The organism is Thalassotalea litorea (assembly GCF_005843925.1).
GTDB lineage: Bacteria > Pseudomonadota > Gammaproteobacteria > Enterobacterales > Alteromonadaceae > Thalassotalea_A > Thalassotalea_A litorea_A.
Genome location: NZ_VCBC01000010.1, coordinates 107611 through 128227, shown reverse-complemented (window position 1 = coordinate 128227; position 20617 = coordinate 107611). Strand labels below are relative to the sequence as shown.

15 protein-coding genes and 1 pseudogene are annotated in these 20617 nt (G+C 44.9%); 8 read left to right on the top strand and 8 right to left on the bottom strand.

The annotated features are described in order from the left end of the window. Window positions 1-5: 5 nt before the first annotated feature. Window positions 6-1259 (bottom strand): diaminopimelate decarboxylase, encoded by a 1254-nt coding sequence (gene lysA / locus FE810_RS11235; protein ID WP_138320152.1) that lies wholly within the window; start codon window positions 1257-1259, stop codon window positions 6-8. Window positions 1260-1290: 31 nt separating this feature from the next. Continuing rightward, window positions 1291-1446, bottom strand: coding sequence for an LPS translocon maturation chaperone LptM (lptM, locus tag FE810_RS11230; RefSeq protein ID WP_138320151.1), 156 nt, complete (start codon window positions 1444-1446; stop codon window positions 1291-1293). A 167-nt stretch (window positions 1447-1613) separates the two neighbouring features. Between lptM and cyaY the strand changes: the two genes are divergently transcribed. Genes cyaY through FE810_RS11205 form a run of 5 tightly spaced genes read left to right on the top strand, consistent with a single transcriptional unit; the run spans window position 1614 to window position 6353 of the window. Continuing rightward, window positions 1614-1934 carry an iron donor protein CyaY gene (cyaY, locus tag FE810_RS11225; RefSeq protein WP_138320150.1) on the top strand — a complete coding sequence of 107 codons (321 nt, stop codon included), beginning with the start codon at window positions 1614-1616 and terminating at the stop codon, window positions 1932-1934. Between the two features lie 13 nt (window positions 1935-1947). After that, a complete protein-coding gene (gene hemC, locus FE810_RS11220) occupies window positions 1948-2904 on the top strand; it encodes a hydroxymethylbilane synthase (protein WP_138320149.1) in 957 nt (318 codons plus the stop codon). Then, window positions 2891-3646, top strand: coding sequence for a uroporphyrinogen-III synthase (locus tag FE810_RS11215; RefSeq protein WP_171022340.1), 756 nt, complete (start codon window positions 2891-2893; stop codon window positions 3644-3646). Before hemC ends, FE810_RS11215 begins: the two co-directional genes overlap by 14 nt. 32 nt (window positions 3647-3678) lie before the next feature. Further along, the gene (locus FE810_RS11210; protein ID WP_138320147.1) at window positions 3679-5172 is read left to right on the top strand and encodes a uroporphyrinogen-III C-methyltransferase; all 1494 of its coding nucleotides are present in this window, start codon (window positions 3679-3681) and stop codon (window positions 5170-5172) included. Then, the gene (locus FE810_RS11205) at window positions 5169-6353 is read left to right on the top strand and encodes a heme biosynthesis HemY N-terminal domain-containing protein (protein WP_138320146.1); all 1185 of its coding nucleotides are present in this window, start codon (window positions 5169-5171) and stop codon (window positions 6351-6353) included. The genes FE810_RS11210 and FE810_RS11205 overlap by 4 nt, the downstream gene beginning before the upstream one ends. A gap of 524 nt (window positions 6354-6877) precedes the next feature. On the opposite strand, the gene FE810_RS11200 is transcribed toward FE810_RS11205, so the two are convergent. The 6 genes and pseudogenes from FE810_RS11200 to FE810_RS11175 all read right to left on the bottom strand — a co-directional run. Then, window positions 6878-7870: an HAD family hydrolase gene (locus tag FE810_RS11200; RefSeq protein WP_138320145.1), complete on the bottom strand. Its 993-nt coding sequence runs from the start codon at window positions 7868-7870 to the stop codon at window positions 6878-6880. 96 nt (window positions 7871-7966) lie between these two features. Then, window positions 7967-9517 carry an arylsulfatase gene (locus FE810_RS11195; protein WP_138320144.1) on the bottom strand — a complete coding sequence of 517 codons (1551 nt, stop codon included), beginning with the start codon at window positions 9515-9517 and terminating at the stop codon, window positions 7967-7969. A gap of 248 nt (window positions 9518-9765) precedes the next feature. Next, window positions 9766-11697 (bottom strand): alpha/beta hydrolase domain-containing protein, encoded by a 1932-nt coding sequence (locus tag FE810_RS11190; RefSeq protein ID WP_138320143.1) that lies wholly within the window; start codon window positions 11695-11697, stop codon window positions 9766-9768. Between the two features lie 160 nt (window positions 11698-11857). After that, window positions 11858-12943, bottom strand: coding sequence for a Kelch repeat-containing protein (locus FE810_RS11185; protein ID WP_138320142.1), 1086 nt, complete (start codon window positions 12941-12943; stop codon window positions 11858-11860). A 24-nt stretch (window positions 12944-12967) separates the two neighbouring features. Further along, on the bottom strand, window positions 12968-15397 hold the full coding sequence (gene plsB / locus FE810_RS11180) for a glycerol-3-phosphate 1-O-acyltransferase PlsB (protein ID WP_138320141.1): 2430 nt from the start codon (window positions 15395-15397) through the stop codon (window positions 12968-12970). Between the two features lie 369 nt (window positions 15398-15766). Next, a pseudogene (locus FE810_RS11175) lies at window positions 15767-15976 on the bottom strand (VF530 family protein); the annotation flags it as partial. A 247-nt stretch (window positions 15977-16223) separates the two neighbouring features. On the opposite strand from FE810_RS11175, the gene lexA reads away from it, so the two are divergent. The 3 genes from lexA to ctaD all read left to right on the top strand — a co-directional run bounded on the left by lexA (window position 16224) and on the right by ctaD (window position 20606). After that, window positions 16224-16838 (top strand): transcriptional repressor LexA, encoded by a 615-nt coding sequence (gene lexA, locus FE810_RS11170; RefSeq protein ID WP_138320139.1) that lies wholly within the window; start codon window positions 16224-16226, stop codon window positions 16836-16838. 565 nt (window positions 16839-17403) lie between these two features. Next, the gene (coxB, locus tag FE810_RS11165; protein WP_442478232.1) at window positions 17404-18984 is read left to right on the top strand and encodes a cytochrome c oxidase subunit II; all 1581 of its coding nucleotides are present in this window, start codon (window positions 17404-17406) and stop codon (window positions 18982-18984) included. 11 nt (window positions 18985-18995) lie between these two features. Then, a complete protein-coding gene (ctaD, locus tag FE810_RS11160; protein WP_138320138.1) occupies window positions 18996-20606 on the top strand; it encodes a cytochrome c oxidase subunit I in 1611 nt (536 codons plus the stop codon). The last annotated feature ends 11 nt before the right edge of the window (window positions 20607-20617 follow it).

Below are 20617 nucleotides of genomic sequence, written 5' to 3'. Positions count from 1 at the left end.
GCCCGTTAAGGCAGGCAATGCTCGCCTTTGATTAAATCGTCAAAGGTTTCCCGTTCACGGATCACATAACTCTGTGCACCGTCAACCATAACCTCGGCGGCACGAGGACGGGAGTTATAGTTTGAACTCATGGTAAAACCATATGCACCGGCACTGCGTACCGCGAGAAGATCGCCGGCAACAATCGCCAAAGAGCGATCCTTACCGAGAAAGTCTCCAGTCTCGCAAACCGGCCCAACCACATCATAAACCTGTGCGCTTGTATGCGGGTTTCGCTCAACTTCAATGATTTCCTGCCACGCCTGATATAACGCGGGACGAATTAAATCATTCATCGCCGCATCCACAATTGCAAAGTGCTTATCTTCATTGGTTTTTAAAAACTCAACTTCGGTAACCAAAATACCGGCATTGGCCATAATTGCACGGCCAGGTTCATACACCACTTTAATATCGCGCCCTTGTAGTTTGGTTGCCAGTGCCGCGACGTATTCCGTTGGATTTGGCGGTTGTTCGCCTTGATAATCAACACCTAAACCACCACCAACATCAATATGAGACAGGACAATTCCATGCTCTGCCAAGTGATCGACCAGCATTAACACTCGGTCTAGGGCATCTAAAAATGGCTGAATTTCGGTTAATTGAGAACCGATATGACAATCAACCCCCTGGATATCAAGATACGGTAATTGCGCGGCCAATTGATAAATTCGCAGCGCCTCGCTAATTGGCACACCAAACTTGTTGTCTTTTAATCCGGTGGAAATATAGGGGTGGGTGCCCGCATCGACATCTGGATTCACCCGCAGCGATATCGGTGCTTTGGTTTGCATCGCTTCAGCAACGGCGTGAATTCTGGCAATTTCCGCTTCCGATTCGACATTAAAACAATGAATGCCCGCCTGCAAGGCATAACGGATTTCTTCACTGGTTTTACCTACCCCCGAAAACACGACTTTGCTGGCATCGCCTCCGGCCTTTAAAACCCGGGCCAATTCGCCACCTGAAACAATGTCAAAGCCACTACCTAATCGCGCTAACAGATTCAAAATGCCGAGATTCGAGCTGGCTTTCACCGCATAGCAAATTAAATGTTCCAGACCCGCGGTTTTATTGGCATCGGCAAAAGCGCGATAATGACGTTCAATAGTGGCTTTTGAGTACACGTACAAAGGGGTGCCATATTGCCTTGCCAAATCGGCTACCTGGCATTGTTCGGCAAAAAGATGTTGTTGCTGACGTTGAAAAAAATCCATGTTTAGTTCCCGAATAAAACGCTTTCAATCGCTATTGTTGAGATTGGTCCTGGGTTTGCTTTGGTTGTTTTTCGCTATTGCTTTTCTGATCCGCAGGAGTCTGATACAAAGCACCTTTTTGACCACAGCCTGAAATTAGCAAAATAAGGCCGGTAAAGATAACAAAAGTCGTTTTTTTATTCAGCATTTTCTTAAACATAATGGTGATAATATAGAGGATTAATATCGCTTTAATGAGATTGTCGCTTTATAATCGCATGCGGGGCGCTAAATACAAGTCCATGCAACCATTTAAATACGTGAATACCGGTTATTGACGAGAATTTAAGCAACAATTAAGGGTAGAAGTCGAAGATGAATGACAGCCAATACAATTTAATGGCCGACGATATGTTACTGGCCATCGAAGATGCCATAGAAGAGTGTCCGGTGGATATTGATTACGAAAGTGTCGGCGGTTTGCTCACTCTGGCGTTTGTTAATGGTTCAAAGATCATCATCAATAAACAAGCACCTTTACACGAAATTTGGGTTGCCACCAAGTTCAATGGTCATCATTTTGAATTTTCGAACGAGCAATGGCATGACAAGCGATCAGGCGATGAGTTTTGGTCGTTTTTATCTCAGGCGGTCAGCATTCAGGCAGACACTGAAATTACCTTAGCTGGCGAATAAGTGGGAATATTCTATGTCTGAACTAACTTCTCCGAACGCGTCAAATAACGTGTTAACGATTGCGACCCGTAAAAGCGCATTGGCAATGTGGCAGGCCGAATATGTGAAAGCACGGCTCGAACATTTCCACCCTGAGTTAACCGTCGAATTGCTGCCGATGGTCACGAAAGGGGATATCATTTTAGATTCACCACTGGCGAAAGTCGGTGGTAAGGGTCTGTTTGTCAAAGAGCTGGAAATTGCCATGCTTGAAGGGCGAGCAGATATTGCCGTACATTCCATGAAGGATGTACCTGTGGACTTTCCTGAAGGCCTGGGTCTGCAAGTGATTTGTGAGCGCGAAGACCCAAGAGATGCCTTTGTATCGAACCATTTTGATAATATCGATGCTCTGCCACAAGGCGCTGTCGTTGGTACTTCAAGCCTGCGCCGTCAATGTCAGTTAAACGCCATGCGCCCGGATTTAATCATTAAAGATCTGCGTGGCAACGTGAATACTCGATTAGCAAAACTCGATAATGGCGATTACGATGCCATCATTCTTGCCGCCGCCGGCTTGATTCGTCTGGAAATGCCCGATCGCATTCGTCAGTATATTGAGCCAGAGGTTATGTTACCAGCCAATGGTCAGGGTGCCGTCGGCATTGAATGTCGCCTCGATGATCAAAGAATTAAAGCCTTGCTGGCGCCGTTAGAGCATCAACAAACTCGAATTCGAGTCCTTGCCGAGCGAGCAATGAACACTCAATTACAAGGTGGCTGCCAGGTGCCGATTGGCGGCTATGCTACTATCAACGATTCGCAACTGACACTCAAAGGCTTAGTAGGCCGCCCAGATGGTTCAGAAATCATCGAAGCAGAAATTTCAGGTGACATCACCGAAGCCCAAAAACTCGGGCAAGTATTAGCCGATGAGTTATTGGAAAGTGGCGCAAAAGCGATTCTTGAAGAGTTATATGGCAAAGACTGAACTGAACATTCTTCTGACCCGACCTCTGAGTAAATCTCAATCATTGGCGCGAGAGTTAAAGCCTCTCGCTCGCCATATCGAAATCCAGCCCTTTTTCGATTACCAAAGCAATAGCCAATCACTTTCCTTAGCGGCAGCCCTTGCCGAGCGACCGCAACATATTATTTTTGTTAGTGAAGCGGCTGCGCAGTTTGCGTTACAACAATGTCCCATAGATGCATGGCCGGTGCAAAGCTCATACTACGCGGTAGGGCCTGCCACCGCGAAAGCACTATCATCGCTCGCTTTGACGCCATCGGCAATAAAGATCCATACCGGACAAACATTCGATAGTGAAGGGTTATTGGCGCTACCGTCTTTGCAACAGGTAAGCGATCAAAAGATATTAATCATCCGCGGTAACGGTGGCCGTGAGCATTTAGCACAAACACTTCGCCAAAGACGGGCAAATGTTGCCTATAATGAAGTATACCTGCGCCATTGGCCGTCAATGGATGCTAGTCAACTTATTGAAAAATGGCGAAAACTTAAAATTAATTGTATGGTAGTTACCAGCGAGGCTTTACTGGATAAAGCCGTTGAGTTGCTCGCCAATGCGGATAGGTCCTTTATACAGGGAATTTATTGGGTCGTTGCCAGCGAGCGCATTGCCGAAAAAGCCAAACAATACAAACTAGACCGTGTGATCAATGCCAGCGGTGCTAGTAACCGATTAATTTTTCAGGCCATAGCGGCCATGTGATAGCAAGCCTGATTCATCCTTGGATGTAAGATATGACCGATAAAGACAAGAAAGCTCAAGACAGTATCAAAAAAGACAACAACCCGCCTTCTACAGCCAAGAGTAATGAAGGGCAATCTGACGCCAAAGATTCGCCGCAAAAAACGCCAAGCAGTTCCGCTAAAGTCACCGCCGCCGAAGCCGCAAAAATTGCCGCCAAAGCCAAAGCCCAGGCAAAACCGCCTGAGAGCACAGGAAAGTCAAAATCGGAGCCAAATGCGGCAACGTCTGCAAAAGCACCGACCAAATCAGCGCCGCAATCCAAATCCAGCACATCTGGTGCAACAAAACCATCAGGTGCAGCGAACAATCCATCGCCTCGAAGCCCATCGGCTTCAGTCGAAAAAAGTAGTGGTGTATCAAAAACCGGAGTTCTGGCACTGCTCATCGCGTTAGCCGCAGCCGGCGGTGTTGGTGGTTTATATTATTATCAGCAACAGCAACTTCAGGCATTAACGGAACAGCTCGATCAAAAAAGACAGAGCGAGCAGGAAAGTAATAATCAACAATTATCCCGCCAGGTTAAAGAACAACTCGATGCCTTGAAACAATCCAGTCAACAAAGTAATCGCAATCTGGCTGACCAGCTAACTGACAAAAATGCAGAACAACAAAAGACTTTACTCGCGCAAGTGGATCAACTCGAAGGTAAAATTTCACGTATTACCGCACAACAACCCAGTAACTGGCGTGTGTATGAAGCGGAATACCTGTTGCGCATGGCGACGCGGGTGATTTGGCTCGAAAAAGATGTGAATACCGCTTTATCCTTGCTCAATGACGCGGATGCCCGACTCGCATCGATGAAGCAGTCCCGATTTATGCCAATCCGTAAATTGATTCGTGAAGACAAGCAAATGTTGAATCAACTGCCCGAGGATAAATCTCAGGATATCTTGCTGGCGTTACTGGCCTTAAATGACAGCACCGATTCACTGGTTATTAAAGGTGCGGATAAAAAAGTAGACGTTGCCCCTGAAGAAAAACAACTTAGCGGCGATATTTCTGATTGGGAGCAAAACCTGAGGATTAGTTGGCAACGGTTTGTCGCAGACTTTATTACCGTGCGTAATAAATACGATAAAGATGAGCCCTTGATGGCGCCACAATACCAGCAGCACCTGTTGCAAAACCTACAGTTAAAACTGCAGATCAGCCAATGGGCGGTAACCCAACAAGAAGCCGAGCTTTATCAAAAAAGTCTCGACGATGTTGCGCAATGGTTAGATACCTATTTCGCCGATAACAATGAGGCAAATAAAGCCTTTAGCAAAGAAGTATCCGCTTTGAAAGAGGAAAAGTTCGCCATTGATTACCCACAAAATCTAAAATCCCAGCAAGCCTTACGGGAATTGCTGGATCAAAACTTTTCCGCGTCTACCCGAGCGATCAGCGATAACACGGATAATAGCTCAGATACCAAAGCGCAAAAGGAAGCAGAATCGAAGACTGCAAGCTTGCCTGACAACAAGGTAGGTGAGCAATGATTCGTTTTTTTATCACCTTATTGCTTGTCCTTGCCGTAACCGCATTCAGCTATCTTTTAATTGATCAAAAAGGCTATATTCTGATCACTATGGGTGACTGGATTTATGAGGCGACAGTATTTGGTTTTGTGACATTACTCATTCTGGCAATGCTATTAGTTTACAGCCTGTATTTAATCATCCGCTCGGTTTTCAGAACATCGGGCAAGGCATGGCATTTTATTGCCCATGGCGGCGAAGAAAAAGCCATGCGCGTATATGAGCAAGGTCTGGCAGCATATCTTGTCGAAGATTTTCCCAAAGCGGAAAAGTTACTGGTTAAAAGCGCCCCCAAATGTACCATGACCAATACCGCCTGGTTGTTTGCCGCTAGCGCCGCCAATAAGCAAAATATGACTGAGTCGGCCAAGCAATACCTGCGACATATAGCCGAAAATACCGAAGGCGAGGAGCAACTGAATTATGAAGCTCTGCTGGTCGCCGGTAAGCTGAATCTTGATGATGCAGAATTTAGTCAGGCCAGGCAATTGATTGATAAGAACAAAGATCGCGTCGGACATAGCGGCCGCATGTTAAGCCTGGACATTGAAGTCTGTCTGCATGAAAAGCGTTATCTTCAGGCCATTGAATATCTGCGCGATGCCCGCAAAGATAAGAATATTGATGATGGTCAGATAGCGCTTTGGGAAACTCAGGCTTTTGCTGGCTATTTTCAGGAGCTTATTGCCGGACAAAGTGTTCATGATGTAGAGCAATACTTCAATAACCTAAGTCGTAAAGAGCGCAATCGAGAAAGTGTTATGCTCGCCTATGCGCAAGTACTTGGCGAACACGGATTAACGGATAAATTAGAAGACTTGGTATTACCACTATTTAAAAAACAACCAAGCCAAAAATTTATTGATGGTTTAAAAGAAATCTCCATGCCACATAGTCCGAAAGTGATGGCGGCCATTCAAAAACACCTGCAAAAAGAGCCTGACGATCCCGTATGGCTTAGTGCTTTTGCTTACGCGTGTGTTGCCAGTAGAGACTGGGAAAAGGCCCGTAAGGCGTTTGTGTCTTTATTGAAAGTCAGACAGCTTCCAGACGACCTGCAAGCCTACGCCAAAGTATTACAAACTTTAGGTGAACATGAACAGGCTAACCGGGTCTATCAAGAGATTATGGCGCAAGCGTAGCAGCGCCATAATCTCTTGATAAGGTGACAATCGCGAACTGAAGTTCTTGTTAAGGTGTCAATCGCGAACTGAAGTTCTTGATAAGGTGACAATCGCGAACTGAAGTTCTTGTTAAGGTGACAATCGCGAACTGAAGTTCTTGATAAGGTGACAATCGCGAACTGAAGTTCTTGTTAAGGTGACAATCGCGAACTGGAGTTCTTGATAAGGTGACAATCGCGAACTGAAGTTCTTGATAGGGTGTCAATCGCGAACTGAAGTTCTTGATAGGGTGACAATCGCGAACTGGAGTTCTTGATAGGGTGACAATCGCGAACTGGAGTTCTTGATAAGGTGTCAATCGCGAACTGAAGTTCTTGATAGGGTGACAATCGCGAACTGGAGTTCTTGATAAGGTGACAATCGCGAAGTTAAGGTCTCGGCAGGCCCTTCGTTGACACCTTTCGACACCTTTAGGCACCTTTGACACCTGCTCTTTTTTCACCTTTCGACACCTGCTCTTCATGCCCCCCTGCTACCATTTCTCATTCAGAAAAAACGACTTTCCAATCTTTTTTCATATCCACGATTATCCAACCATCATCCTTATGCTCGGTGGCATAATCGAGCCCTTTATCAAGCGACCCGATATGTGAGTCTCTGTCGTAGGCCCATTCACGCTCTTTATCAGTATGGTGAATATACACGGCAAGGCGTTTACCAGAACCTGCCATCGTGTATTGCATCATCGCCAGATCGCCATCGGAATTGCCAAAAGCGATTAATGGTCGACGACCAATGTGAGCATCGATAGCGACCGGTTTACCTTCTTTATCATTATTAAAATTAAGCTCTGACTGACGCGTAATTTGTGCGCTACCATCTTGATTAAACGTAAACGTTTTCTCAACGCTTGAGCCAATCACCTGTTCCGGTGGAATGCCATAAACCTCTTCGGCCCAAACCCGCATAAAATCGATTCCTCCACCGCTGACAATATAGGTCTTAAAACCATTGGCCCGCAAGTAATCGAGCACTTCCAACATGGGTTGATACACCATTTCGGTATATTTACGGCCGGTTGTTGGATGTTTCGCGGTTGTGATCCATTCTTTAACTGCTTGCTTAAACTCAACCTGACTCATACCTGCATGGGAGGCAAATATTAATTTAGCCAAATTTTCATGACTGGATAGTGCCGATTTCACGTCTCCTGCCAGAGCGGACTTAAATGGTTCTTCTGTTTTCCACTCAGGGTGTTGTGATTGCATGGCCTTTAATCTATCCATTGCAAACACCAGCTGAAAATAGATAGGTTGCTCTGCCCACAACGTGCCATCGTTATCAAAAACTGCAACCCGCTGCTCCGTGTCCACAAAACTTGAACCCTTTGTCGTCACAGTGCTGACATATTCCATTAGCCGATTTTTTGCTTGGCTATCAGACCAGGATGCTAATTCGGTTTGTGCCAAAATCGTTGCTGTATACATAGTGCTTAACAGCACCAGACAATGTAAAAAAGTATGCTTTGGTTTCATAAATTGACCTATTCGATTTTCACGGAATCGCTATTACTGGGGAATAAACAAAAAAGTGAACCGAAGTTCACTTTTTTGTTTGATGGGGTAATCGCGTTATTTACTACCACCACCTTCTTGCAATTTCTCCATCACCTGATCCAGACTAAAGCTGGCGGCTTTTTGACTTGGTGGGTACTCTTTAAACGTTTCTAAAAATTTACCCACATAGGCTTGTGCGGGAACCAATAGATACGCACGGTCGAGCATCCAGTCATAATAGGTATTAGAGGTTTTTTGAGCACGTTCAAATGGGTCACGACGCAAGTTGAAAATCAATGGTACACGGAGTGGTGTAAACGGGTTCGCCCAAATCTCCAGTGTTTCTTCAACTCGTTGTTCCATAAAGATGATCTTCCATTCATCATAACGAAGTGCAGACAAATCGCCATCATCGGTAAAGTAGAAAATCTCTTTACGCGGTGACTCCTCGCTCTTACCTGTCAGAAGGTCCATGATGTTATAACCATCTAAATGGTTTTTATAGTTACGACCAATGGCTTTATAGCCATCTAATAACTCTTCTTTAATGTCTTCTTCACCAGCCATTGCCGCAAAGGTTGGTAACCAGTCCATATGATGCACGATTTCATTGCTGATGCTACCTGGTTTAATTTTACCAGGCCAGCGAACCATGGCAGGTACTCTCCAGCCACCTTCCCAGTTGGTGTTTTTCTCACCACGGAATGGCGTCATCGCAGCATCAGGCCAGGTGTTCATATGCGGGCCATTATCGGTTGAATAAAAGACGACGGTATTGTCTTCGATATCGAGTTCTTCGAGTTTATCCAGGAAGAGTCCGATATGACTGTCGTGCTCCATCATACCAATCTGGTATTCATTGTATTTGGCATTTTTCGGATCATTCATTAGCTCGTCTTTCACGTGCGTTCGAAAGTGCATCCGGGTACCGCTCCACCAAACAAAGAATGGCTTATCAGCTTTTACTGCCTTTTCCATAAACTTGATCGCTGCCGCTGCTGTTTCTTCATCGACGGTTTCCATCCGCTTTTTGGTCAGAGGGCCAGTATCTTCGATTTTGCCATCTGCGCTGGATTTAATGACACCACGAGGGCCGAACTTCTTACGAAATTCCGGGTCTTTAGGATAATCACGATTTTCCGGCTCTTCTTCGGCATTTAAGTGATACAAATTGCCAAAGAACTCATCAAACCCATGATTGGTAGGTAAATGTTCGTCTTTATCACCGAGGTGGTTTTTCCCGAACTGACCCGTCATATAGCCCTGTTCTTTCAATACCGCAGCAATCGTGACATCTTTTTCTGTCATGCCCAGATCTGCACCAGGTAATCCGACTTTGGAAAGGCCGGTACGAAACACACTCATTCCGGTAATAAAAGACGAACGACCGGCAGTACAGGATTGCTCACCGTAGTAGTCGGTGAACCGCATACCATCATTGGCAATTTTATCTATATTAGGTGTTTGATACCCCATCATTCCATTAGAGTACGCACTGATGTTCCATATCCCCACATCATCACCCCATACGACCAGGATATTGGGTTTATCCGCGGCAAGTGCAACAAAGGACGAGAGTGAGAGTGCAGCGGTTGCTGCAAATTTAGTTAACCATTTATTAGGCATATGTTCGATCCTCAAAAATCGATTTAGATTCCAGGATCCGTTTACCTTTCAATAGTACGATGATGGCAAATCTCACAGTCAAGAATGATGTCAGAATTAATGTTCCATCATCCTTGAAAGAGAAACAGACTCAGAAAAAGTCTAGTTGAAGATTTGATAATTTCATCCACAAACTCCGAAATTATGAGTTTTTTCGTAGATTATTTATATGCTTACTCATTATAGCGGCGCATTCTGTCATATTCTGGTTACTTTTCTGCCGCCATACTCCAATCCCAGAAGTGACTCGCCTGAGCTCTAATTTGTGATTTGTCGCGCGGTAATACAAACCCCTGTTTGACCGATACATCGGTCATTTCTTCGATATGGCGCAGGTAATGCTCTTTGTTGGGATAGCGTTTTAATACCCGTTCTTTTGGCCACTTATAAACACTCCCGCGAAAATCAATCATTTCATTACCGGCAAATTTTCCAGTACGAAGTGACCAAGGTAAAAACGTTGCAATGGGTGCGGTAATTAATGGGTGGCGAATACCACCTAGTTCATTACCATTGCTGTCTACCTTAGGTACCGGAGGCACAATCTCTGCTCGGATAAGCGGCGGATTATTTTCAATAATGCCCTGGTCAAACTGCTTGCCATAGTCAACTTCATAAGCCGTATGTGGTTTATAAGGTTTATTGATGGTTAGCCATTCAGGCAATTGATAATGGGAAAAATTTGTTAAAGATTGTCCAGCATAGCTTGGGTACTGGCTCGCCGGTGGCAGATTATCATCTAAGACCCAATTGGACAGGTGTCCAAGTAAGGCCCTCAGTTGCGGGAAAAAATTGATTGGATTGCCCCGATACAATTGACTATCTTCACCCACAGATTTTAAGTCATCGGCCGCCTGAACAAAATGCTGGGTGGAGGCAAGATGAAAAATACGCTCATTTTCAAGAGGTTTTACATCATAAATACCATTACTATGAATAAGCCCAGCGGCGCGTCCCCAGTATTCATAACCGGAATTCGTATAAAAAATCTTTGGATAGTAAGCCTCATGATAGCGCTTTAACAACCCGTCTTTTTTACGGGTTATTTGCGAACGAAGCTGCGTACTTGCAAACGGAAATATATCGGTAGGGTAGAAAAATGCCGACATTCGATGGCCATCTCGAGACGGCTGCGCAAAGCGATGATTGAAGCTTCCCCTACCTGCACCAGCGGTATGAACAAGCATGCCATCAAACGCTAGATGCCCTAACTCGGTTTCATTAAATCCCTGATATAAAAATTGACGCAGGAATCGCCCCGTTTGTGAAACCCCAAAAGCCAGAGTTTTTGATACATGATAAGGGCTATTTTCGCTTTTCAGATATTCACCAGTATCACGGATAATGCCAAGCCCCAAACCTGAAACCTGTGGATTTTTGGTTGGATAAACCAGCTCATAAATGCCCGGTTGAAAATCACCAATGATAATTTTGCCATCGGAAGTTAATTGCCATCGCTCTTTGCTCACCACCACTTTTAAGTTGTCCCGACCTTCTCTTCGGGTTAACCACGCCTGATCTTTTTTATCTAAATCGATGGGGTAGATTGCTTCGATACCAGGGCGGTGGGCAACAGAAAGCTTGGAATGAGGTGTATCTAACGTCCAATCACTGCGAGCAAAGCCCTCAACACCTTGCAAAACCGGTAAATCGGCCCGCATCACATTCGCACCAGGAGAGACATCCCCTTGCCAGCCTACCCAGACTAAAGATAAACCCAGAGTTTGAATGTAGTTATCTCCCAGCCACTTACCGCTGTCTGGTTTCTTACTGGACTGAGCAAAATTAAAATATCTCAGTGCCGCTTTCGAACCTCGATTACTGACTTCAACCAAAGCGCCGCGACGCTGTTTCGGATCTTTGGCTTGAATAATAAAAAAGTTTGCTGTGGCCTCAACTCGACCTTTGGCATTTGTCGGTGCCAAGTCAATATCAGCAATCGCCTGGTTTGCGCTATGCTTGGGATCAAACTCAAAGTAAAACTTGCCTGAAATGGCCTGATACGTTTGGCCTTGTACGCGAAATTCTTTTTGAGATTCAACTGTCTGTTCAACCAACTCGGCTTGTGTGACTGGGCTGGTAATGACCATCATCAATGTAGCAATCACCACAGTGATAAAGCGAGAGTTCTGAGTTTGCATCCTGGAAATTATCCTTAACGTAGCCAGGGTCTGCTAACCTCGAAAGATTAATAAATCCTGGGGGATCTGTCTGAAACGGGATTGAGACTGTACTTTGTTAAAAACTCTAACAAAAACAGCCCACAAAGAAAATAGAGGAACGACGGAATGTGAAATTGATTTAGTGACTCGGTGAATTTCGCACCATGACTTTATCGAGAACGTTTTGTTTGCTATCCATACCACCAATCGTGAGCAAGTGTTCGCCAAGGTTGATCAAGCCGCGGTGATCCATGGTCGCCTTGTTGGAAGATTCATCTTCATGGTGAATCGTTTCCCAGCGATTTTGCTCGACAGAGTACAGCCAGATAGCGCTGCTTGCCTTAGACGGCTTGCCATTATAACCAATACCATTGAAATTATAGGGATTGTCGGAGCCACCAATAAAAACAAACTTGTTATTCGCCGCCTGCGCCGCCATCCGATAACGGGCGACCCCAGTCGGATGTGCAATCAAGCGCCAGTCCACTTGCAGCGGATTTGTGCTATCGATTTTACCGATTAAGCATTGCGGCATTGGCGCATATACTCTTCGCGCATTCAGTTTAGGAACCACTTTCACGCCATCACAAATAACCATGTGTTCGCCAATAATGGCACCGGCGTGACCAAATACGGGTTGACCAATAAATGGAGATGCCTGTTGCCAGCTATCGGTAAGGATGTCGTAGACCTGAACCAAATTGACGTTGCCGGCGTTATGCCAACCGCTCACTAAATAGATGTACCGCTGTTTGTATACTAAAGCGACACTATCATCTACGGGAACGGGCATAGATGCCAGGCGTTTGTATCTATCATTGCGAATATCGTAACGAAAGACATCCGGGCTGGAAATTTCCTGATGATCTTCCGCGACCGTATAGCCACCAAATAAATAAGCGTATTCATTAACACCAACCGCGACACTCGCCAGGCGACCCGGCAAAGGTAAACCCGCAGGAACGGAAGTAATTTGACGCCATTGGGAATCACCGAGCTTTAACGCCCAAGCTTTATTGTGAACATCTTTATAGGTTTTACCCGCGCCAAGCCCCATAAAACTCAGTAAGTATTCTCCTTCCGGGTTACTGACTTTGGCGACGGCATTATTGGCGACAGGTTCTGGTAAATTCGGTATAACCAACTGGTCCGTGGCGACAACCCTGGCACAAACAAAAAGAGCGGTAGTGACAGTTAAAAATTGGCAAAACCTATTCAGTGTCATTACTCGCTCTCTTATTACATCAGGTTATGAGTGAAGGATGCTTTGTAAGACGTCATCTTCAGTTAAATCGCGAATTAGCTGATCCAAGGCTGCAAACGACTCATTGGCGACAAAGCTGCCATTATCATCGGAGTAAATATATTTGTGATCTCGCAAGGCATTAATAATTGAGCTTTGCGCCTTTCTATCGATAAATTCCGGGGCGTTAATATTATGCAACGTCGACATTCGGCTCGCCAATGCGGTCGCATCACTTTCCAATGACGTGCGACTTACCGGCTGTAATTGGCTAATCAATTTCATTACAATCGCGTAGCGCTGAATCGTTTCGCTGACACAACTTGCCATCAGCGTTAGCGTGTAGCCTTGCTCATGCTCATCGATAATAGACCAGTATCCGGCTTTACTTTGTTTTACCAAGTTTTGGTCCGCAAATGTACCGAGTAAATTTTCGATTTGTAGTTTGATTTGTTCCCGTTCCGGCCATAAGAATAATTCGGCTCTAAATAATGACATCAAGGTTGAGACAGAATCGGTCAGATCCTCGGTGGTTAACTTTTCGTAAGATTTCAATAATCGACACAGTAACGATGGCAGAATAAATGCATGGATAATATTGTTGCGATAGTAACCCATTTCCAATGATGCACTTTTACCTAACGACAGGATCTGGCCGAGTTTATCGTCCTTTACTTCAACCTTGTTGAGTTTGATTACCTGCTCAATTAACGCTTCACCATCCTCTACCGGAATGGACATTTCTTCGCTATACGGCGCTTTACGCTGCACATCCAAAAAGAAGTTCAGATATTCAATCAACTCTTCGCGGGTCATCGCGTGCTGCTCTGCTGTCAACAACACTAAAGCCGTTAACGTTACCGAGTTCAAGGCCACGGCCTTGTTAATCTCAGTCATAACTTCATTTGCCATCGCATTCACCGCTGGGGTCAACCAGCTCGGCTTCGGCGGGTCGATTGGGTCAATACTTTTCTTCCAATCTGGGACTTGTTTGTTCAAGAATTCATTAATATTGATTGGTTCGCCAAAATTGACATAGCCATGGCCATAATTTCTGAGTTTGCGAATCGCTTTGATGATGCCAAAAGCCGACTCTTTTTGTTTCGAGCTGCCTTTCAGTTCTTTGTGGTAACTCGCTACTTCCATCACATGTTCATAACCAAGATAGACCGGGACTAAAGTCAGAGGACGGTCGATACCTTTAAGCATGCTTTGAATGGTCATCGCCAGCATGCCGGTTTTCGGTTGCAACAGCCGACCCGTTCGGCTACGACCACCTTCGGTATAATATTTAACCGGATAACCGCGGGAAAATAGCAAGCCTAAGTATTCACGAAAAATTGTCGAGTAAAGGCGGTTACCTTTAAAGCTGCGGCGAATAAAAAACGCGCCGGCTTTTCTGAAAATAGGGCCAGCGGGCCAAAAATCTAAATTGATTCCGGCTGCTATGCGCGGTGTTGCCAAACCTTGTTGGTAAATGACATAAGTCAGCAATAAATAATCCATATGAGAACGATGACAAGGTACGTAAATAATCTCATGACCACTTTGCGATAACTCTCTTAACCGGTCACCATGTTTTACTTCAATATCGTCGTATAAGCGATTCCACAACCAGGCTAGAATGCGCTGCCCCAATCGGATTGTGCTATCTCGATAGTCCGCAGCAATCTCAGTCATCATCCCGAGCGCCTGCTTTTTGACCACCTCTTCGCTAACGCCTTTTGTTTTCGCTTCATCGCTTATGACCCGCTTTATCGCTGGGTTAGCAAAAAGCGCAATAAATTTTTGCTGACGCCCCATAAGGCGCGGCCCGGTTGCGGCAATTTTTTGACGATGAAAATGAAAACGGGCGATACGGATGAGTTTATGAGCGGCGACTTCATCACTGCCTTGTTGTTCTGCCATTTCTCGAAACGAAACGGCTTTGGAAAAACGTACTAACGTGTCTCTACCAGAAAACAATACAATCCAGAATTTACGAAACCAACTCGGAGACTCCTGATCGGCAATTACGGTACCGACATCGGCTTTTTCTTTATGGGGTGCTCTACCCCAAAGAATATTCACCGGCACCAGTTTCGCATCTTCTTGAGGATTGTTTTGATGGTGTTTTAATAACGCTTGTCCCTGTTCAATCGCATGGGTGTCGCCGACATCCCGCCATGGCAGTACCGATGCGGGTTTATCCAAACACAAACAGCGGTTGAATTTGCTCCCGTTAATTTCCACGACTTGCAATGGATCCGGCAGATTGAGTTTTTTACAGGTCATCTGCAATGCCAGTAAATCACTCGCAGATTGATGACGGGTAATATAGAAAACAGACTTGTTGTTTTCCAGATCCAGGGACTGAGCCGGATTGTCAGGTACGATTTTGCATCGCACCAACATTTTTATCGGCCAGGAAAGTAGAAAATAAAACAATGAGCGCATACGGAACTTAATTTAAAACTTACAGAAAAAATATCCGGCAATGATATCACTATTGCCAAGGTGTATTCCACAATGAACAAATTTTAGTCGATTTATTAGAGAGTTACTTTTTTTAATATCGTTTTCGCGTTAAATAGTGGATCGCAGCGTCCACATTTTGTCGACAAATACTCGGCTAATTGAATATTGTGTTTAGTCCATTGAGCTAAGCCCATTGTGCATAGCCCAATAACACACCCGCACCGAAGCAGGCACAGAAACTTCGCAGGGTCAGGGTTCCTGTTTCGATTGAAAATCCGCCCAGGGATCAGAATCTTGGCTCGCCTCAGAAGGGGAATCTGGATTATCAACTTTGCTATCCCTGACTATCGTGTCAATGTAGAGCTGCTCTACCTCTGCTCTCGCCCACGGGGTCTTTCTTAGGAATTTCAATGAGGATTTAATCGAAGGATCGTTGGTAAAACAGTTTATTTTTATCTGTTTACTCAAAGCATCCCACCCAAAGTGTTGTTGCAAACTGGTCACGATTTTTTCGAGTGTAAGGCCATGTAAGGGGTTATTGGGTTGTGAGTTACTCATGATAAAGGCAACATTCCGTCAAATAAAAACGCCTCATTTTAACACGAATTGCTTCGCATGAATGGGTTTCATTAACTAAAATAGCATTCAACGTTTGCTTTTCCATTGCTCGTGGGCCTCAAAATCACTTCGTTAAAAAGTTGCCTTAAAAAAGCCGCACAAAAATCAAACCCTGTTTTCATTTGCATTTAACAATCAACTGTATATACTCACAGTACAATGTACTGTACAGATAAACAGGAATGTTATGCGTCCTTTAACGCCGCGCCAATCACAAATTTTTGATTTAATAAAAGAAAAAATCGCAGATACCGGTATGCCACCAACCCGAGCAGAGATCGCTGACTTTTTTGGGTTTAAATCCGCAAATGCCGCGGAAGAACATTTAAAGGCACTGGCAAAGAAAGGCTTTATTGAAATGTTGCCGGGTACATCCCGGGGCATACGTCTGGCAGATGAACATAATGAAGAGCTCGGATTACCTTTGATCGGAAGGGTCGCGGCTGGCGAGCCCATATTGGCTCAGGAACACGTTGAAGACAGATATCAAATTGATGGCAACCTGTTTCACCCTAATGCGGATTATCTATTACGCGTTAATGGCGAAAGCATGAAAGATATCGGTATTATGGACGGTGATTTATTGGCTGTGCATCAAACCACAGATATCCATAATGGTCAGGTTGTGGTTGCCCGGGTTGAAGAAGACGTAACCGTTAAACGTTACAAACGCGAAGGTAATGTTGTTTATCTACATGCCGAAAACGAAGCGTTTGAGCCAATCAAGGTCGATTTAACCAGTCAACAATTTAATATTGAAGGCATAGCCGTCGGTGTTATTCGTAGCGCTGATTGGATGTAACTGAATACAAAACCAATTTAACTACCTGAAAGTACATCCAGGGATACTTGGCCGGTCCCTTTTCAGGTAGTTATTACCCATTTTTCTCTCCGCTTTATCCACACTCCCATAATTTTGCCCGATAAACGCTTTTTCTTCGCACACTTTTTAACCACTTGTTACTCCTTAATATTGCACCATATTGTTTTGAATTGAGCATATTTAAAGTTTCATTCCCTTTTAAATCACTTCCTGTGAACATAATGTGAGCAATTACTCTACAATTTTCGTTCAAAAAAAAAGCAAATTAACCGTGTAAAGCACTAGACCTTGATTAAAAATTGAGTAATCCTAGAAGTCGAATTAGAAAAAATCATAATAATTACGCTAAATCCTACCACCTCTTCGATGTAGGAATGCGGTACGTAAGAAAGTGGACAGTTAGCCTTTTTAAGAGCATTGCTCAGTAAAAGTTTTTAACCGCCCCGATAATAAAAATAAATTTTACGGAAATTTGAGACATCGAATTCAGTTGTATCCTGTCGCTTGTTTCTGTCTTTGTTCGCTAAAGCAGAGGAGATGTCTAGTGAAGAGACGTAACCTGAGTTGGCTGATGTTGGGAAGTTTGTTTTCCAGCGCAGCTTGGGCAGACATGCAGTTAAACATGACCAAAGGTGTTACCGATATCAGTCAGGAAGTATTCGGACTGCATATGTTGGTTATGTGGATTTGTACTGTCATTGGTATTGTTGTATTCGGTGCCATGTTCTGGTCGATGATTTTTCATCGCAAATCCAAAGGTGTGAAACCCGCCACCTTCCACGAAAGTACCAAAGTCGAAATACTTTGGACTGCAATTCCGATCCTTATTCTTATTGGTATGGCCTGGCCCGCCACTAAGACGCTTATTGCCATGGAGAATAACGATAACTCTGATATCACAATTCAGGTTACCGGCTCGCAATGGAAATGGCATTATAAGTACTTCGATTCCGATATTGAATTCTACTCAGTGCTAACTACCCCGCGAGATCAATTTGATAATCGCGATGGTAGCTATGTCACCAAAGGCGAAAACTATTTGCTGGAAGTGGATAAGCACTTGGTTATCCCTGTAAACAAGAAGGTTCGCTTTCTGATCACTTCTGACGATGTTATCCACTCTTGGTGGGTACCCGATTTTGCCGTCAAACAAGATGCCAATCCAGGATTTATCAATGAAGCCTGGACCAAGGTGAACGAGCCAGGTATTTATCGCGGTCAGTGTGCTGAACTTTGCGGTAAAGACCATGGCTATATGCCGGTTGTGGTTGAAGTGAAATCCGAACAAGATTACGCATTGTGGATAGACGAGCAAAAAATGGCTCTGGAACAGGCAAAACTTGCTGAACAGGAGTCTGTAGGTGCGACCATGTCAATGGAAGAACTGATGACTCTCGGTTCCGAAACCTACACCGCTTATTGCGCCGCATGTCACCAACCCAATGGCATGGGCCTTCCACCAGCCTTCCCTGCTCTTAAGGGCAGCCCAATGGTGACTCAAGATAAAGCCGCTCACATAGATATTGTGCTCAATGGTAAAGCGGGCACCTCAATGGCGGGTTTTGGCAAGCAGTTGAATCTTAAACAACTTGCTGCAGTTATTACCTATGAGCGTAATGCCTGGGGTAATGATACTGGCGAGATGGTTCAGCCTGCAGACGTCAATGCATTATCTCCTGCGCCTCAATCTGCTGCAGTCAATGCGAAAGACGCTTCTGATGCAGCAGCGACGGAACAAGCCACGAATGACAAGATAGAAACGGTCGCCCTCGTTCAAGAAAAATCTGAATCGGCTGCCAGTGTCAGTGAGCCAGCAACCATGGAGCAATTGATGTCCGAAGGCGAGCAAGTGTATATCGCGAAATGCGCGGCATGCCATCAAGCCAATGGCGCGGGCTTACCGCCAGCCTTCCCTGCCTTAAAGGGCAGTGCCATGGTAACCGAAGACATTCCAGCTCATATCGAAATGGTGAAAAACGGCAAGCCGGGTACCGCCATGTTGGGCTTTAAAGATCAGTTAAATGCCAGAGAAATGGCTGCGGTTATTACCTATGAGCGAAACGCCTGGGGTAATGACACCGGTGAGCTTGTGCAAGCAAGCGATATCGATGCCAAAAAAGAATAATGAGGTAAGACATGACGACTGTAACAGACACAATGGAACACGTGGATGGACATCATGATCATCATGATCATCATGCCGACCACAAAATGACAGGAATTAAACGCTGGCTGTTAACGACCAATCATAAAGATATTGGTACGTTATACCTGTGGTTCTCGTTCATTATGTTGCTGACCGGTGGCGCCATGGCCATGGTTATCCGGGCAGAACTCTTTCAACCGGGTTTGCAAATTGTAGAGCCTGATTTTTTTAACCAGATGACCACAGTTCATGGATTAATCATGGTGTTTGGTGCCATTATGCCGGCCTTTACCGGTTTGGCAAACTGGATGATACCGATGATGATAGGTGCGCCAGATATGGCGCTGCCTCGGTTAAATAACTGGAGCTTCTGGATTTTGCCTTTTGCCTTCGGTATTTTGCTGGCGTCGTTGTTTATGGAAGGCGGTGGCCCGAACTTCGGCTGGACTTTCTACGCACCATTATCCACGACCTATTCAAACGGTAGTACCGCATTTTTTGTATTCGCCGTACATATTATGGGGATTTCCTCCATCATGGGTGCGATTAATATTATCGTTACCATCATGAACATGCGCGCGCCTGGCATGACGTATATGAAAATGCCATTGTTCGTTTGGACCTTCTTTATTACCGCGTACTTGTTAATCGCGGTTATGCCCGTGCTTGCGGGTACAGTAACCATGGTATTGACGGATACTTACTTTGGCACCTCTTTCTTTGATGCCGCAGGTGGCGGTGATCCCGTATTGTTCCAGCATATATTCTGGTTCTTTGGTCACCCGGAAGTGTACATCATGATCCTGCCTGCTTTTGGTATTGTTTCAACCACCATTCCGGCGTTTTGTCGTAAACCACTATTTGGTTACAGCTCCATGGTATACGCAACCGCATCGATCGCATTCCTGTCGTTTATTGTATGGGCGCACCATATGTTTACCACCGGTATGCCGTTAGCGGGTGAGTTGTTCTTTATGTATTGCACCATGTTAATCGCCGTACCGACCGGGGTAAAAGTCTTTAACTGGGTAGCCACCATGTGGCGCGGAGCAATCAGTTTTGAAACGCCAATGCTGTTTTCCATCGCGTTTGTGATTCTCTTCACCATCGGTGGGTTTTCAGGACTCATGTTGGCGATGACACCGGTAGATTTCCAATACCATGATACCTATTTCGTTGTTGCCCATTTCCATTACGTACTGGTTACGGGTTCTTTGTTCTCTATATTCGCTGCGGTTTATTACTGGTTGCCAAAATGGACTGGACACATGTACGACGAAAAATTGGGTAAATTACACTTCTGGTGTTCGATGATCTCAGTAAACGTATTGTTTTTCCCAATGCACTTCTTAGGATTGGCCGGTATGCCGCGTCGTATTCCAGATTATGCATTGCAGTTTGCCGACTTTAACAAGTGGGTCAGTATTGGTGGATTTGCCTTTGGTTTATCCCAACTGATCTTCCTGGCGCTGGTTATCAAATGTATCCGTGCGGGTAAACAGGCAGAAGCAAAATCCTGGGAAGGTGCAGAAGGTTTGGAATGGACGGTGGCATCACCTGCGCCGTACCACACTTTTGCAACACCACCTAAAGTCGATTAATGCAAAGAGGG

Coding starts and splice junctions, on each gene's coding strand:
- cyaY (WP_138320150.1), top strand. CDS start 1,614: ATGAATGACAGCCAATACAATTTAATGGCCGACGATATGTTACTGGCC.
- hemC (WP_138320149.1), top strand. CDS start 1,948: ATGTCTGAACTAACTTCTCCGAACGCGTCAAATAACGTGTTAACGATT.
- ctaD (WP_138320138.1), top strand. CDS start 18,996: ATGACGACTGTAACAGACACAATGGAACACGTGGATGGACATCATGAT.
- FE810_RS11215 (WP_171022340.1), top strand. CDS start 2,891: ATGGCAAAGACTGAACTGAACATTCTTCTGACCCGACCTCTGAGTAAA.
- lexA (WP_138320139.1), top strand. CDS start 16,224: ATGCGTCCTTTAACGCCGCGCCAATCACAAATTTTTGATTTAATAAAA.
- FE810_RS11185 (WP_138320142.1), bottom strand. CDS start 12,943: ATGACACTGAATAGGTTTTGCCAATTTTTAACTGTCACTACCGCTCTT.
- lysA (WP_138320152.1), bottom strand. CDS start 1,259: ATGGATTTTTTTCAACGTCAGCAACAACATCTTTTTGCCGAACAATGC.
- FE810_RS11195 (WP_138320144.1), bottom strand. CDS start 9,517: ATGCCTAATAAATGGTTAACTAAATTTGCAGCAACCGCTGCACTCTCA.
- FE810_RS11205 (WP_138320146.1), top strand. CDS start 5,169: ATGATTCGTTTTTTTATCACCTTATTGCTTGTCCTTGCCGTAACCGCA.
- FE810_RS11210 (WP_138320147.1), top strand. CDS start 3,679: ATGACCGATAAAGACAAGAAAGCTCAAGACAGTATCAAAAAAGACAAC.
- FE810_RS11200 (WP_138320145.1), bottom strand. CDS start 7,870: ATGAAACCAAAGCATACTTTTTTACATTGTCTGGTGCTGTTAAGCACT.
- FE810_RS11190 (WP_138320143.1), bottom strand. CDS start 11,697: ATGCAAACTCAGAACTCTCGCTTTATCACTGTGGTGATTGCTACATTG.
- lptM (WP_138320151.1), bottom strand. CDS start 1,446: ATGCTGAATAAAAAAACGACTTTTGTTATCTTTACCGGCCTTATTTTG.
- plsB (WP_138320141.1), bottom strand. CDS start 15,397: ATGCGCTCATTGTTTTATTTTCTACTTTCCTGGCCGATAAAAATGTTG.